Raw genomic sequence first — 15,494 nt, forward strand, 5'->3', positions numbered from 1 at the left:
GTTTACCCTTCTTGGCTAACTGACCACGCATATCGCGGGTTTCGATCAAGTAATTCGGCGTGTGTTCCCTCATCAACGATGGTTGCCCGCCCAGCACCGTCGTCGTCCAACATGATTATGTGGTCGGCAGCGTCCAAGGGGGACAGGCGATGGGTGACCAAAACGATAGTCTTTTCGTCATCTGCCGTGGAAAGGATATCTCGAATTAATGCGTCTGCTGTGGCCGGATCTAGGTGTTCTCCAGGCTCGTCGAGCAACAGAATTGATGCCGGTGAAGCTAACGCACGCGCCAATAACAGACGCCGGCGTTCACCGCCAGAAATGGTTGTCGCGTTAGCACCGAGCTCAGTATCTACTCCATCAGGTAGGTCCTGTAGCCATGAACTTAGACCCGCACGTTTCAGGAGCTTCAGCGCCTCATCTGAGGAAACATCAGCTCGAGACACACGTAGATTTTCCACAATACTTGTATCAAAAATGTGGGCGTCTTCGGCTGTAAAGCTAATGTGCTGAGATAAACTCGTGCGCGCAATATCGGACACTGCGTAGGAATCTAAGGTGACACTTCCGCTATGCGGGGCAATAAGGCCTGCCAGCGAAGACAACAAAGTTGATTTGCCAATACCGGATGGCCCAACGATTGCCAGCTTTTTTCCAGGAGAAATGCTCAGCGATATCGGTGTGGTTACATCTGGTCCGCCAGGCCAGCCAGCAACCAAGTCAGTCGCGATTAGCGGTGCTTGTGCAGATAACTCTGGCGTGAGCGTTGCTGCTGGAGACTCATCAGCTTGATCAATGATCGTCATGATTCGTTCAGCTGCTGCACCCGATCGCGTAAGTTGAATGAACGCACGCGGCAGTCGTGCAGTTGTCTCAAAAGCGGAGAGCGGAGTGAGAACACAAACCACGGCATTCACCTCGCTCAAGGTACCATTGCTGATTTGTGTTCCGCCAACGAGCAATGCGCCAAGAATCGCCACTGCCAAAGCCAGCATATCTATGACAGAGGCAAAGGCTGTAAAGCGAGCCGCCGAATCGCGGTTGCGCCACATGGTTTCTTCGATGCTTTGCTGACTAGCCGCAGTAGCGTTGAGCATGCCAGATACGCGCAATGTCGAAGCGTTTTCCAGCAAGAAAAGAGCTTGTTCGTTGAGCTTAGCACGAGTGTCAATATTAGCTTGTTCAGCTATTTTGGCGCCTATCATTGCACACAGTGGACCAACGAAGCCGCTGAAAAATAGTGCGATCGCAACGATCAATGCGATCAGGGGGGAGAGGAAACCCAGAATCCCCAGCGTTAATAGTGAGATGAGGCCAGCAACTGCAACAGGGAGCAACGATTGCACAACGACTAAGCCCACTTCATCGACGTCAGCATTGGTTCGGGTGAGTAGATCGCCGCGGTTGAGCGAGGTGACAACATCAGTGGAGGAGTTAGCGAGTTGACGGTAAATATGGGTACGTAGTTTCGCCATGCCATGCAAAGCTACCCAGTGGGAGGCGATACGTTCCAAATAGCGGAAAATCGCTTTGCCGATTCCGAATGCGCGCACACCTACCGAAGCGACGCTCAAATCTAAAACCGGGGGTAGCTGTGCGGCGCGGGCAATCATCCAGGCGGCGGTAGCACCCAAACCAACGGATGAGCCGATCGCGCCAGAGCCTGCTAAAACGGACCAGGTGAAGCGTTTCTTGTCAACGTCAAGTAGCGCTATTGCACGTTTGAGAGCTTGACGTTCATGGCGTGGAAAAGGATGAATCACAATGCCTCCCGAGTGATCTGGCTACGTGAGGTGACGTCGATCAGATTGTCTGCTAACTCGCTCATAGCAGCACGATGAGCAATAACAATGACGGTATGACCACGCCCGCGAAGCTCGTGAATAACAGCAGAAACATTCTCTTCCGAGATAGCATCCAAATGAGCCGACGGCTCATCGAGAATAACTATCTGGGATGCTGATATCAGAGCCTTGGTTAGTGCTAGTCGTTGGCGTTGTCCGACGGATAAACCGGTCCCGCCTTGGCCGATATGAGTGTTCCAGCCTGCGGGAAGAGCGTTGACGACGTCGAGAAATCCGGTCATGCTTGCCGCATATTGCACTGCTGGTAGCTGGGGGTCTGCTCCCAAGTTATCGGCGATTGTCCCAGGGACTAAGGCTGGCCGTTGTGGAACCCAGGTAATGTGTGACCACCATTGTTGCCGATCAATATCAGACAGCGGAATATCACCTAAGAGGACGCGGCCAGATGAGGGAGGAATAAGGCCAAGGAGAACGTTGATCGTCGTCGTCTTTCCAGATCCGGACGCTCCTCGAATAACGGTGACTGTCCCCGGCTCGATAGTAGCCGTTAACGACGACGGCGCAACGGTTGCGCGTTTAGGAGCAAGGACGGAAACGTCGTCGAAACGAATCGGAGTAGTGGACATAGGCGGTACTGGCTGTCGCCCAGAGTGAGTATAAGGTTCATTTTCAAGGATTTTAAAAGCTCGTTCCGCTGCTGCTACGCCGTTAGCAGAGGCGTGGAATTGAGTGCCAACTTCGCGTAACGGACGCAGGACTTCTGGAGTGAGCATAATGACGAGGAGGCCTTCGAACAACAACACATTCCCAGTGACCATGCGTAATCCAACCGAGACGGCAACAAGCGCAGTCGTAAGTGTTGTGATGAATTCGAGTGCGGCTCCGGATAAAAATGCAACATACAAGGTATTCATTGTGCGCTGGGCAAAAGATAACCCGAGATCGTCGACTCGCTTAGTAGGACCTTGTTCCCGGCCCACGCCTTTTAAGGTAGCTAAGCCACCCAGTAGATCGAGAAGCTGACTGCCTAGGCGTTCCATCGATCGGAGTCGTTTAGCCGAGTACGATGCTGTCATCTTGCCGATGAGGATCATGAATAGCGGAATGAGAGGCAGGCATAGCACGATCATCAGTGCGCTGAGGAAATCCACGTAAGCAACGACGACGAGTAGTAGCGGGGTGGCAGTGGCGGTTAGAAAAAGTTCTGGGAGGAAATGTACAAAATAATCTTCTAAGTCGTCTAAACCGCGTGTTGTCAGCGTGACGACTTCGTTAGTATTTCCTCGGGCAAGCCAACGGTCACCAAGATCTCCTGCGTGGCGTAAAACTCGTAACCGCAGCTGGCTAATAACACGTACTGCGGAACGATGACCGATAGCTCCCTGGACGTAAACAACGATTGCTCGGGCTATAAAAACCGTGGCAAGAAGTATCACTAGCTTGGATAATTCAGGAAGGTCTGCCTGATGGTAAAAAAGTGGCGAGATGATAGCTGCAATCAGGTATGTTTGAGCACCAATGAGAAGGGTCATACCAAGACCGAGGGCTACGAGTAGCACAAGATAGCTACGAGTTGCCTGGGCGTAGCGCATAAGGCGGGGATCAAAAGGTTTCACAATATCCTAATCCTACGAGAATAACCTATGACTTTAGTCTACCGTGCTAAAGCTCGGATATGTTCGCTGAGTGTGTTTAGTGCTCATAATTCATGTATTGTGGAATAGGTCATAACAACGATGTGTGACTCTTGCTTATAAGGAGAGATTTATGCAAACGAAGAAGTTATTTGCATTAGTTACAGTTGGAGCTTTGCTTGTTACGAGTTTGGCAAGTTGTTCATCAAGCAGTGATGACGCGGATGCAAAGGGCTCTGTGTACTTCTTAAATTGGAAGCCGGAAGCGGAGCAGACATACCAAAAGATTGCCAAAGAGTATGAGAAGGAAACCGGTGTGAAGGTCAAGGTTGCAACCTCGGCTTCTGGCGGTTACGAGCAGACCTTAAAGACTGAGATTACCAAGTCTGATGCGCCAACGCTGTTCCAAGTTAATGGTCCAGTTGGCCTTAAGACGTGGTCGAAATACGCCGAGGATATTTCGGATGCTCCATTCACTAAGATGCTCAAGGACGAAAACCTTGCACTCAAAGGCGATGACGGCAAGACGTATGGAGTTCCGCTAGCCATCGAAGGTTACGGCATCATCTACAACCAGGAAATCATGGATAAGTATTTCGCATTGAGTGATTCGAAAGCCATGAACATGGATGAAATTAAGAATTTTGCTGTTCTTAAGGACGTCGTAGAAGACATGCAAGCGCGCCGCGGTGAACTAGGTATTGATGGTGTCTTCGCATCTACGTCTCTTGCACAGGGCGAAGATTGGCGCTGGCAAACGCATTTGTCAAACATCCCGATGTTCTACGAGTACCAGAAAGATAAGACAACCGATACCGACGCTGCTAAATTCACTTTCAACAAGGAATTTAAGAACATCTTCGACCTATACCTTAACAACTCAACTGTGAACAAGGAACTAACTCCTACTAAGACTGTCACAGACTCCATGGCTGAGTTCGCTGAGGGTAAAGCTGCCATGGTTCAAAACGGCAACTGGGCTTGGAGCCAGATCAAGGACGTAGCAGGCAACACGGTAAAGGAAGAAAATATTAAGTTCCTGCCTATCTACACCGGTCATGAAGGTGAAGACAAGCAAGGACTTGCTGTTGGTACTGAGGCATTTATGGCAATTAATGCGAAGGCATCTGAGGCAGACAAGAAAGCAACAATTGATTTCGTTAACTGGCTGTTCACATCGCAGACCGGAAAGAAATTCGTTGTTGAAGATCTCGGATTCAATGCTCCATTCACATCATTTACCGAGACTGAAGTTCCAAATGATCCGCTAGCGAAGCAGATCGCACAGTACACCGCTAATGAAGATCTGTACGCAGTGCCATGGGTATTCACCACTTACCCATCGCAGAAGTTCAAGGATGATTTCGGTCAGGCATTGGCTCAATACGCAACAGGTAATCAAAGCTGGGATGACGTAGTTAAGACCTTTACTGAGGGCTGGAAGGCAGAGAAGAAGTAATAGCTGACTGATCTATGCGCTTGTGGGAGGAGCTTTGGTTCCTCCCACAAGAAAGAGAGGATATGATGCGTTCACTTAAAAAGTATTTTCCAATATTTGTTCTTCCAACCTTAATCGCCTTTTCGATCGCTTTCTTTGTTCCCTTTATCCTTGGATTCGGCTTGTCGTTCACTGATTTCACGACGCTGACTGATTGGGAATTTAACGGAATACAGAACTATATAGAAGTTTTTGACGAGCGAAGTGGTTTCACGTCAGCCTTTATATTCACTACCATGGTTGCGGCGGTGTCTATCTTGACGGTCAATGTCATAGCCTTCTGGGTAGCATGGCTTCTGACACGTAAGCTACGCGGAACCAATTTTTTCCGAACAATATTTTTTATGCCTAATCTGATAGGCGGTATTGTTCTCGGATACACCTGGCAGGTACTAATTAACTCTATTCTGGCTAAATACGGTACAACAATTGTCACGAATTGGACGTACGGCTACTGGGGTCTCATCATTTTGCTCAACTGGCAGCTCATCGGATACATGATGATCATCTATATTGCTGGTTTACAAAATGTTCCGCCAGAACTCATCGAATCAGCAGAGCTTGATGGAGCAGGGCGTTGGGCTACGTTGCGTCATGTCACTATTCCTATGGTGATGCCTGCGATCACTATCTGCTTGTTCTTGACCCTAGCTAATACATTCAAAATGTATGACCAAAACTTGGCATTAACTGCAGGTGCTCCACAAAGCAAAACTGAAATGGTCGCGCTCAACATCGTTAATTCGATGTTCTACCGCGTCGGAGAAGAAGGCGTCGCTCAAGCTAAAGCAGTCATTTTTGTTGTAGTTGTTGTCGTACTTGCTATGGCACAACTCCGGACAACTCGTCGGCGGGAGGTAGAGGCATGAGAAGCTCACTTTTGGGGAAAATCCTCATATATGCTGTATTGATTTTTTTGACGATTGTCTTCATCGGTCCATTGCTCTTCATCGTCATTAACTCGTTTAAGGCAAAGTTTGCCATTTCTGGAGATCCATTCTCCATTCCTACTGGAGCTGACTTTGTCGGCTTGGCCAACTATTCAACTGGTCTTGCATTGTCTGGCACAGCCTCGGCGATACTATGGTCCTTTATTATCACTATTTCGTCAGTAGCAGTAATCGTGTTCTTCTCCTCGATGACTGCTTACTACATTGTTCGAGTTAAAGCATGGTGGACCACCGCGCTGTATTTCATCTTTGTTTTTTCAATGGTGATTCCCTTTCAGATGGTCATGTTTCCGACGGTAAAAATTGCTGATTCGCTATCGTTAGCTAATCCGGCAGGAATGGTTGTCCTGTACTTAGGATTTGGTGCTGGGCTGAGTGTATTCATGTTCGTTGGCTTTATTAAAGCAATACCAATGGAGATAGAGGAGGCTGCATCGATTGATGGCTGTAACCCTCTGCAGGTCTACTTCAAGATTGTGCTTCCCATGTTAAAGCCGACCTCCATCACAGTTGCAATTCTCAATGCTATGTGGGTATGGAATGACTTCCTTTTACCTTCCTTAGTTCTAGGCCCGTCCAGTGAATACCGGACTATTCCGATTGTCGTTCAGTTCCTTGTTGGGTCTAATGGCAATCGAGATATGGGCGCATTGATGGCTATGCTTGTTCTGGCTATCGTCCCTATCGTTATATTCTATGTTTTCGCACAGAAATACATCATTGAGGGCGTCGCTGCTGGAGCTGTAAAAGGCTAACCAGACACTCCTAAACGGCACTGGGTACACTGGTATCTAGTGCCGTTTATATATAAGGGAAGAAAGACGTGAACCCTAATTCTGCTATCTACCGTGTACTGGATGCGCTGGCAAATTTGATTATCATTAATCTTTTGATCATTATCTGCAGTTTGCCTTTAATCACCGTTGGGTTTGCGTTACGTGCAGGTTATCAGGGCATAGCTGACATCAGTAATGACAGTGATGCTCGGATCGTACGTACTTTTATTGCTCGGCTCCGTCGTCGTTGGGATGCTACGACGACCTGGGGCATCATTTTGGTGATTGCCATCGTTCTATCCGTGTTCGAATGGTTCGTACTAGGGCAAGGCGTTGTATTGCAATCTGATCAGCTTTCGGTAGCTGTATTATTCATAATGAAAGCAGGGATTTTATGCGGGGTTCTTATTTTATGTTCGTTAACGTTGAGTATATATTCGCTCCCATTGCCAGCTAATGAAAAAATTGGGCTAATCGATATGCTGACGCAGGCTTTGATTAAGATTGCTCACTGCCCAGCTAGGAGTATCGTTGCTGTTGCGATTGCATGGGCACCTGTGCTTTTACTTTTTGCTGTGCCAACACAGTGGGGCGCAGTCGTCGGCTATTACCTATTAGTAGGCTTCGCTCTGCCGGGCTATGTTTTTGTGTTACCAGTGTCTCAGGAGTAACTGGTATAAGTTGTGTCAAGCATAGAGTTGCGGGGAACGACATTAATGCCGTTCCCCGCAACTAGCTAAGAGGTGCGATCGTTACATCGCAGAATCAAATTCACGAATCTTCGTTGGGTGTAGACCTGCTGGCTCATCTGAAATCGAATCGACGCTCAGCCGGCGTGAGAACGAAATATATGACCAGATGGTATAGACGGCAACAATCGGAACGAAAATGGCTGCTGCGATAGTCATAACTGTGTGGGTAGCTGATGTGGCAGAAGCCTGAACCAGTGTCAATCCATAAGCATCGTCAATATAAGATTTGAGTGCGAATGGAACAGTCGTCGTAAAGATAAATACAACCGCACATGCGACTCCAGCCATGTTGGCAAAGAATCCAGCTTTTTCTTGACCCTTAAGAGTAAAGAATGTGGAAGCCAACAAACCGATAGCAGCGAGTGCTAGTGGGATAATTGCGTATCCGGTAGTAGAGTACGCAAAGAACGCCCACAATGCCCACACTGCGGTAAGACCGGTAGAAACAAGCGAGGTCTTCTTTGCCAACGCCTTCGCACGATTAGAGAAATCACCTGAAGTCTTGAGTGCTAACCAGAGTGCACCATGCGTCAAGAACAATGAGACGACCACGAGGCCAGCTGCAATTGTAAATGGTGTGAATAGCGAGAAGAAGCCACCAGTCAAGAAGTGCTGGTTGCCTTGAGCTAGGGCAGCATCAATTTGGGTTGGATCTGCTGGTACGAAAGTGGAGGGGTCACCAGCAACTCCATAGGTACCAACCTGAATTGCCATACCTTGGACTAGGTTACCGAAAGCGACTCCCCAGACAAGTGCGACTAGCCATGCTGAGCCAAAGTGGATGTAATCCCATGCGGTGCGCCATGCGTCAGAGTTGATCTTTCCGCGCCATTCAATAGCTGAAATACGCAGGATAAGAAGTACCAAGACCAAAACGAGGGCAATGTACATACCGGAGAACATGGTTGCATACCATTCCGGGAACGCCGCAAAGGTAGCTCCGCCTGCAGTGAGCAGGAATACCTCGTTACCGTCCCAGTGTGGGCCAATAGTATTGAGCTGAAGACGTCGTTCCTTTTCGTTGCGTGGCAAGATCCGAAGTAACATACCAGTTCCGAAGCCGAAGCCTTCGAGAGTAACGTAGCCGATCCACAAGACGATGATGAGGATGAACCACAGAATTTGTAGGAATGAAAGATCCATGAGTATGTGTCCTTTCCTCAGTAGCCGAAGCTGAGCTTGGTTTCCGAATTAGTGTGGTCGAATTGTTGTGCGATGTTCTTAGTTGTATTGATACCTTCACGAACGTAGCGCTTGATCAATACGTACCAAACAACACCAAGAGCAGCATAGAGCAAAGTGAAGATGGTTAGTGAGATAAGGACCTCAGCTGGTACGACACTTTGAGAAACGCCGAAGTTAGTGAGCTGCTTGACCATTTCGCTTGGTGCTAGTTGATCTGCGAGCTGCATGTTTGGATAAACAACCCATGGCTGACGCCCCATTTCAGTAAGGATCCATCCGAAGATAGAAGCAAGATATGGGAATGGAATCGTCCAGAGGAAGAGCTTTGCTGCACCACCTGAACGGATAATCCGATCGCCACGCAACATCCACAGGCCAATAATAGCCAGTAGGATAGAAGCGAAGCCAAGTGACATCATGATTCGGAACGAATAAAAAGCAATAAATGGGTTTGGAAGATAGTTCACGTCGGTGCCGAATTCGCTACCAAATCTTTGGGTGAACTGCTCTTGGATTTCTTTTGCGCCAGTCAATTGGGATTCTGGGCCGGAGAAGTGGTTAGTGACCATGAAGGACTCGAGACCCGGAATAGGGAGGGTAACGATGTTATCTGCTTTAAGCTCAGTGCCGGTCATTAGCAAGGCTAATGGTGCGTTTTGCTCATTCTCAGCGATGCCCATAGCGGCGATCATCTTAGTGGGTTGCGCTTCGTAAATGTGCTGTCCCATAAAGTGGCCAGTCGTTACTGCGAGTATCCCTGCAATAGCAAGGACTTTCAGGCCGAATCGTGCAGCTGGCTTCCACAGTTCGATAGCTTCTTGCTCATTCTTGTTCTTAACGTTACGAACCATCCACCAGATGGAAACGCCGGTCACCAAAGCACCTGCAACCATCAAAGATGCGCTGATGGTGTGAGCAAACGCGTAGAGAGTAGTAGTTGAGAAGACGACTTCAAGGAATCCGCCGATGCCGTCAAGTTCAGCGCGACCGCTCTGCGGATTGACAACTGCGCCAACTGGATTCTGCATGAACGAATTTGCTGCCAAGATGAAGAGTGCAGAAATGTTCGTTCCCAAAGCAACAAGCCAAATCGAGACAGTGTGGGCCTTCGGGGAAACTCGTCCGCGTCCAAAGATCCATACTCCGAGGAATACCGACTCAAGAAAGAACGCTAAGAGCGCTTCGAATGCTAGTGGGGCACCGAAGATATCGCCAACATATCGAGAGTACTCAGACCACGTCATTCCGAACTGGAACTCTTGAACGATACCAGTAGCGACACCTAGTGCGAAGTTAATTAGAAGTATTTTTCCAAAGAATTCGGACAGCTTGAGCCATTTAGTGTCTCCTGACCGAAGCCATTTAGTTTGTAAGTATGCGACTAGTGGAGATAGGCCGATCGTCAACGGGACCAGTATGAAGTGATATACCGTTGTAATGCCGAACTGCCACCGCGCAAGGTCGAGGACATCCACCTTTTTCACCTTCCGTGCGACCTAGATTTTGATAATTTCCGGATAGGCCTTTAAGCCTAATCTGATATGTCTATACGTGCTGTAGTTGACAGCAATGTGATAGAGACACATCAGTTCCTTAATGTAATCATGTCTCATTTGGCGACAATATGCCAGTTCATTTGAGAAAATCAGTAGAGTAATTTTAGGAATTCTGTCCTAATGCGCATATGCGCAAGTTTATTGAAGTTTCCGGCAGGAATGGGTAATAGGGCCCCTACTTAAACGACGTCCGGATTATCGGGGGTGTTTCTATGAGAGGAAACGTGTAGACTATACCTAGGTTGTTGTGCATCTAGCAGCCGAAGTTATTCAAGTGCGCCGCTTAAGCGTTGCTGCCGGGATGGCTGACCACAGAGACTTGCACAGGTGAAGCTGTGATTAATGCTAAGCATGCTCGAGATGCACGAGCGTGAAATAGGGGGTATCCGATGGCCGATGAAGCCATGGATGTTGTTGTACCTGAGGGTAAAAAGAATCAGCGCACGCGTGTGCGCAAAACATCTGTAAAAAAGACTCATGCTAAGGAAGAGGTTAACGAGTCAGTTGCGCAGTCGCTTGCAGAACTGTCGCAAAAACCGCGGAAAAAAGTGGTTAAAGCAACGGATCCGACGTCAATAATTTTCTCGGCAGGAACGTCCGAACCAGCGTCAGTGGTTCCCGATATTGTTGTTTCGACGCCGATGACGTCACTTCTGTTTCAAGAGCCAGATGTGACTCGAGCTGTGCGCGCTCGTCGCAAGCTCAAAGAGGAACAAGCAGAGACCTCTGATGCTGATGTAGAAGCAGTGGACAAGGCACATGCTTCTGCAGATGAGAGCATCCCGAATGAATCGACACGCAAACGCCGTCGTGGCACTCGAGGTGGTCGACGTTCCACCGATGGTGAAGAAGAGCGTCAAAATCCGGTTTCCGAAGCAGATGAAAATGTATCTGGCTCTGAGACCACTGGGCAACGGAATAGTAAAAAGAACAAGCCAGCATTAGAGCCTGAAGATGACGCAACTGTATTGGATGAGCCAGCTGTTCGACGTCGTCGGCGTCGCCGTTCTACCGAATCAGTAGCCGATGAGGTTACTGCTCCAAAAGGCTCGACACGCTTAGAAGCGAAACGTCAGCGTCGTAAAGAAGGTCGTGATGGCGGACGCCGTCGACCAACAATCACTGAATCCGAGTATCTAGCTCGCAGAGAATCCGTCGATCGAGAAATGCTCATTCGTGAACGTGATGGGCTCAACCAAATTGCAGTTATTGAAGATGGTGTTTTAGTTGAACACTATGTTGCTCGCCACACCCAGTCGTCAATGGTTGGAAATGTGTATCTTGGCCGTGTTCAAAACGTTTTGCCATCGATGGAAGCTGCTTTCGTCGATATTGGGAAAGGCCGCAATGCGGTGCTTTATGCTGGCGAAGTTAATTGGGACGCTACCGGGCTTGAAGGTAAGCCACGTAAAATTGAGCAGGCGCTGAAATCTGGTGATCCGGTACTCGTCCAGGTCACTAAGGATCCAATCGGACATAAGGGTGCTCGCTTGACTGCACAGATCACGTTAGCTGGTCGCCATCTAGTTTTGGTTCCTGGTGGAGCGATGACTGGTATCTCGAGAAAGTTGCCAGATCGGGAACGGACACGACTTAAGAAGATTCTTCGGGAAGTTGTGTCGGAAGAGCACGGCGTCATTGTGCGTACTGCCGCCGAAGGTGCGACAGAAGAGCAGCTCAAGCAAGATGTTGAACGTCTGATGAAATCATGGGCGGATATCGAAGCTAAGTCAAAGTCATCAAAGAATGCCCCAACCCTGCTGAAAGGCGAACCAGAACTCGCTGTCCGGGTTGTGCGAGATATTTTCAATGAAGATTTCCGATCCCTGCGGATTTCTGGTGACAACGCATGGGAGACTATCTCCCATTATGTGCAAGAGTTATCGCCAGAGCTGGTTGAGCGTCTGGATAAGTGGGAGTCTGATCGGGATATATTCCAAGAAAATCGCGTTGATGAGCAGCTGCAGAAAGCATTTGACCGCAAAGTATTTTTACCTTCGGGTGGTTCGCTCGTTATTGATCGTACCGAAGCAATGACGGTTATTGACGTTAACACCGGTAAGTTTACTGGAACTGGTGGCTCGTTGGAAGAAACGGTTACGCGCAACAATTTAGAGGCTGCCGAAGAAATAGTTCGCCAATTGCGCCTGCGTGACATCGGCGGCATCATCGTGGTCGATTTTATTGATATGGTTTTGGAAGCAAATCGAGACCTTGTGCTACGCCGTTTAATTGAGTGTCTCGGACGGGATCGTACGCGCCATCAGGTCGCTGAAGTAACCTCTTTAGGGCTCGTGCAGATGACTCGTAAGCGTGTTGGGCAGGGCCTAGTTGAGGCGTTCTCTACTACTTGCGAATGCTGTGAGGGGCGTGGATATATCAGCCATGATCATCCGGTTGAAAAAGATGAAGAAATTCATATTTCGCAACGTTCTGGAAAGAAGGAAACGAAGAACGACGTCGCTGCGCCAGTTGAAGCCGATCCAAAGCATGAAGAGGTGAAAGCGGCCCTTGCAACAATTGCCGCTGCCGCAACGACAAAGCATGAAGATGGCGGAACCGATAACAGTGAGAGCGATTCGGAGCAGTCGCCAGTGAAGCGGGGACGTCCGCGTAAGAACGCTGATGCCAAGAAGTCCAAAAAATCTACCTCGGGTAATCGGAGTAAGAAAAAAGCCGATATAGTGAAAGTCGGAAATGTTGACGTGAATACGGTTGAGCAACGCAGTGAGTCTAAAGCTGATACAAAAGTTGACGTGAAAAAGGCGAAAAAGCGTGTGACGTCATCAGGTACGATAACGCCAAATAGTAGCAGATCGTCTGCTATCATGAGTTTCCCAGTGAAGAAATGAGCTGGGGGAAACTGCAATTGTGGTCTGAATCGCTCGAGTTGAACTTGTGTCTAATCGCGTGTTTCAGTATTGTTAATTGCTGGCGCACTTTATTGCGCTAAAATTTTCAGGGCATCCGATCCCGGATGCATCAGTTTCGACAGAGATGAGCAGAACGTGGTTTACGCGATTGTCAAGGTAGGCGGCCGCCAGGAAAAGGTGTCTGTCGGTTCCGTCGTCGTTGTGGACAAGATTGCAGGCGAAGCTGGCGACAAGGTCGAGCTTGAGCCGATCATGCTCGTCGACGGTGACAAGATCACCTCAGCAGCGGATGGCATCAAGGCCAAGGTCAGCGCCGAAATTGTTCGCGATGAGAAGGGTCCGAAGATCTCAATCATCAAGTACAAGAACAAGACAGGTTACCGGAAGCGTCAAGGCCATCGCCAAAAGCTTACCCGTGTTAAGATCACCGATATTAAGTGATTGATTAACTTACCGTCCAACGAGCTGTTATAAAGAAGAAGGTCTAGACATGGCACATAAGAAGGGCGCTAGCTCTACTAGTAACGGTCGCGACTCTAACGCAAAGCGCCTCGGCGTTAAGCGTTTCGGTGGCGAGTTTGTTAACGCAGGCGAGATCCTCGTGCGTCAGCGCGGCACTCACTTCCACCCGGGTGCCAACGTTGGCCGCGGTAAGGATGACACGCTGTTCGCACTTGAGACTGGTCACGTTGAGTTTGGCACTCGTCGTGATCGCAAGGTCGTGAACATCGTCGCGGCTCAGGCCTGATTGGCACGAGTCCTATACGACATACTCGAGAGGGTGGAGGGCGTAAGCTCTCCACCCTCTCGTGCATTATTTCAATTATTTTAAGGAAACCACATGGCAAGCTTTATTGATCGAGTCGTCCTCCATCTGGAAGCCGGTAAAGGCGGCAACGGTGCGGCATCTGTACGCCGTGAAAAATTCAAGCCTCTTGGCGGGCCAGACGGAGCGAACGGCGGCCATGGTGGTGACATTATTTTTAAAGTTGATCCACAAGAGACCACTCTGTTAGCTCTTCACCACACCCCGCACCTGAAGGCAACCAATGGAAAGCCTGGTGCTGGAGATCTTCGGCATGGTAAGCGGGGAGATGACCTTGTTATCCTCGTTCCAAACGGCACAGTCGTTAAGGATTTTGATGGCAACATTTTAGCTGATATGACTGGCACTGATGTCGAGGTTATCATCGCAGAAGGTGGACAAGGTGGGCTCGGAAATGCGGCACTTGCGTCTCCGAAACGTAAAGCTCCTGGTTTTGCGCTCCTCGGCGAAGACGGTGAAGCGCGAGACGTTGTCCTTGAGTTAAAATCGGTTGCGGATGTAGCGTTGGTCGGTTTTCCGTCAGCTGGTAAATCTTCATTGATCGCAGCAATGTCGGCTGCACGGCCAAAAATCGCAGATTACCCCTTCACTACACTTGTTCCTAATCTGGGAGTAGTTGAGGCTGGCGATATACGTTTCACTATGGCAGATGTTCCTGGCCTGATTCCAGGGGCGTCTGAAGGTAAGGGCTTGGGGCACGAATTTTTGCGCCATATTGAACGGTGTGCTGCTATCGTGCATGTTGTAGATTGCGCAACTCTTGAGCCTGGCCGTGATCCAATCAGCGACTTGGAAACAATCGAAGCTGAACTTTCTGCATATGCCGATTCTATTCCGCCTATTGAAGGGCGCGTCCCATTGATGGAACGTCCTCGTATCGTCGTCTTAAACAAAATCGATGTACCAGATGCTCATGAGCTTGCAGATTTCGTAACTGAAGAGCTCAAGAGCAGAGGTTTTGCGGTATTCGCAGTTTCTGCAGCCACTCGTTTAGGACTGCGTGAACTAGGGTTTGCTCTGGGCGCGATTGTCGAGCATTTGCGGTCGCAAGAGTCGGCAGTGGAGGATACTCGACCAGTTATTCGTCCGTTGGACAAGAAAGAAGACTCGACGTTTACGATCACTCCTCGGAAACGCGGAGATCAGGTCTTCTATCAGATTCGCGGTAACAAACCTGAACGTTGGGTTCGTCAGACTGATTTCTCTAACGACGAAGCTGTTGGATACCTTGCCGACCGGTTAAATAACCTTGGTGTTGAAAAGCAACTAATGAAAGAGGGTGCCCGGGCTGGTGATATGGTCGTTATTGGTTCGGAAGAAGACGGAATGATCTTTGATTGGGAGCCAACAATGGCTACTGGAGCTGAATTGCTTAGTCCGCGCGGTACGGATATTCGTCTTGACGAGACGGCACGTCCAACTCGCCGAGAACGTAAGAGTCAGTACCACGAGATGATGGATGCAAAGGAAGCCGCACGTCGTGAGTTGTGGATGGAGCGTCAGGCTGGGGTGTGGACTGATCCAGACAGTGCAGCAGTTGCTGACGAATAAAGAACAATTTTGTAAGCGACTTGGCTAAACAAGGCACCTCATGCGCTATGTGTGTCAATTCACGCGGTGGTGTAGCTTGTTGGTTTTT

12 protein-coding genes are annotated in these 15,494 nt (G+C 49.0%); 8 read left to right on the forward strand and 4 right to left on the reverse strand.

What is annotated here, in order from left to right; genetic code table 11:
• Positions 1–2 precede the first annotated feature (2 nt).
• Positions 3–1,763 carry a thiol reductant ABC exporter subunit CydC gene (cydC, locus tag BLT51_RS05755; protein WP_091280942.1) on the reverse strand — a complete coding sequence of 587 codons (1,761 nt, stop codon included), beginning with the start codon at positions 1,761–1,763 and terminating at the stop codon, positions 3–5.
• The gene (gene cydD, locus BLT51_RS05760) at positions 1,760–3,421 is read right to left on the reverse strand and encodes a thiol reductant ABC exporter subunit CydD (RefSeq protein WP_091280944.1); all 1,662 of its coding nucleotides are present in this window, start codon (positions 3,419–3,421) and stop codon (positions 1,760–1,762) included. The genes cydC and cydD overlap by 4 nt, the downstream gene beginning before the upstream one ends.
• Before the next feature lie 151 nt (positions 3,422–3,572).
• Here cydD and BLT51_RS05765 point away from each other — a divergent pair, with 151 nt between their 5' ends.
• From BLT51_RS05765 to BLT51_RS05780, 4 genes are all read left to right on the forward strand, one after another.
• On the forward strand, positions 3,573–4,898 hold the full coding sequence (locus tag BLT51_RS05765; RefSeq protein WP_091280947.1) for an ABC transporter substrate-binding protein: 1,326 nt from the start codon (positions 3,573–3,575) through the stop codon (positions 4,896–4,898).
• A gap of 62 nt (positions 4,899–4,960) precedes the next feature.
• Positions 4,961–5,806 (forward strand): carbohydrate ABC transporter permease, encoded by an 846-nt coding sequence (locus BLT51_RS05770; RefSeq protein WP_091280950.1) that lies wholly within the window; start codon positions 4,961–4,963, stop codon positions 5,804–5,806.
• The gene (locus BLT51_RS05775; RefSeq protein WP_091280953.1) at positions 5,803–6,642 is read left to right on the forward strand and encodes a carbohydrate ABC transporter permease; all 840 of its coding nucleotides are present in this window, start codon (positions 5,803–5,805) and stop codon (positions 6,640–6,642) included. The genes BLT51_RS05770 and BLT51_RS05775 overlap by 4 nt, the downstream gene beginning before the upstream one ends.
• 68 nt (positions 6,643–6,710) lie before the next feature.
• Complete coding sequence (locus tag BLT51_RS05780) at positions 6,711–7,334, forward strand: DUF624 domain-containing protein (RefSeq protein ID WP_091280957.1); 624 nt, start codon at positions 6,711–6,713, stop codon at positions 7,332–7,334.
• A gap of 81 nt (positions 7,335–7,415) precedes the next feature.
• Here BLT51_RS05780 and cydB read toward each other — a convergent pair whose 3' ends face one another.
• Complete coding sequence (cydB, locus tag BLT51_RS05785) at positions 7,416–8,558, reverse strand: cytochrome d ubiquinol oxidase subunit II (protein WP_091280959.1); 1,143 nt, start codon at positions 8,556–8,558, stop codon at positions 7,416–7,418.
• 17 nt (positions 8,559–8,575) lie between these two features.
• Positions 8,576–10,075: a cytochrome ubiquinol oxidase subunit I gene (locus tag BLT51_RS05790; protein WP_091280962.1), complete on the reverse strand. Its 1,500-nt coding sequence runs from the start codon at positions 10,073–10,075 to the stop codon at positions 8,576–8,578.
• A gap of 470 nt (positions 10,076–10,545) precedes the next feature.
• Between BLT51_RS05790 and BLT51_RS05795 the strand changes: the two genes are divergently transcribed.
• From BLT51_RS05795 to obgE, 4 genes are all read left to right on the forward strand, one after another.
• Positions 10,546–13,008, forward strand: a complete 2,463-nt coding sequence (locus BLT51_RS05795) for an Rne/Rng family ribonuclease (RefSeq protein WP_231943913.1) — start codon at positions 10,546–10,548, stop codon at positions 13,006–13,008.
• Positions 13,009–13,164: 156 nt separating this feature from the next.
• Positions 13,165–13,470 (forward strand): 50S ribosomal protein L21, encoded by a 306-nt coding sequence (rplU, locus tag BLT51_RS05800; RefSeq protein WP_013170279.1) that lies wholly within the window; start codon positions 13,165–13,167, stop codon positions 13,468–13,470.
• A gap of 49 nt (positions 13,471–13,519) precedes the next feature.
• Entirely contained in the window at positions 13,520–13,777 is a 258-nt protein-coding gene (gene rpmA, locus BLT51_RS05805) for a 50S ribosomal protein L27 (RefSeq protein ID WP_013170278.1), read from the forward strand.
• A gap of 93 nt (positions 13,778–13,870) precedes the next feature.
• Positions 13,871–15,406, forward strand: a complete 1,536-nt coding sequence (gene obgE / locus BLT51_RS05810; protein ID WP_091280964.1) for a GTPase ObgE — start codon at positions 13,871–13,873, stop codon at positions 15,404–15,406.
• Positions 15,407–15,494 lie beyond the last annotated feature (88 nt).

It is taken from the genome of Arcanobacterium phocae (assembly GCF_900105865.1).
Lineage (GTDB): Bacteria > Actinomycetota > Actinomycetes > Actinomycetales > Actinomycetaceae > Arcanobacterium > Arcanobacterium phocae.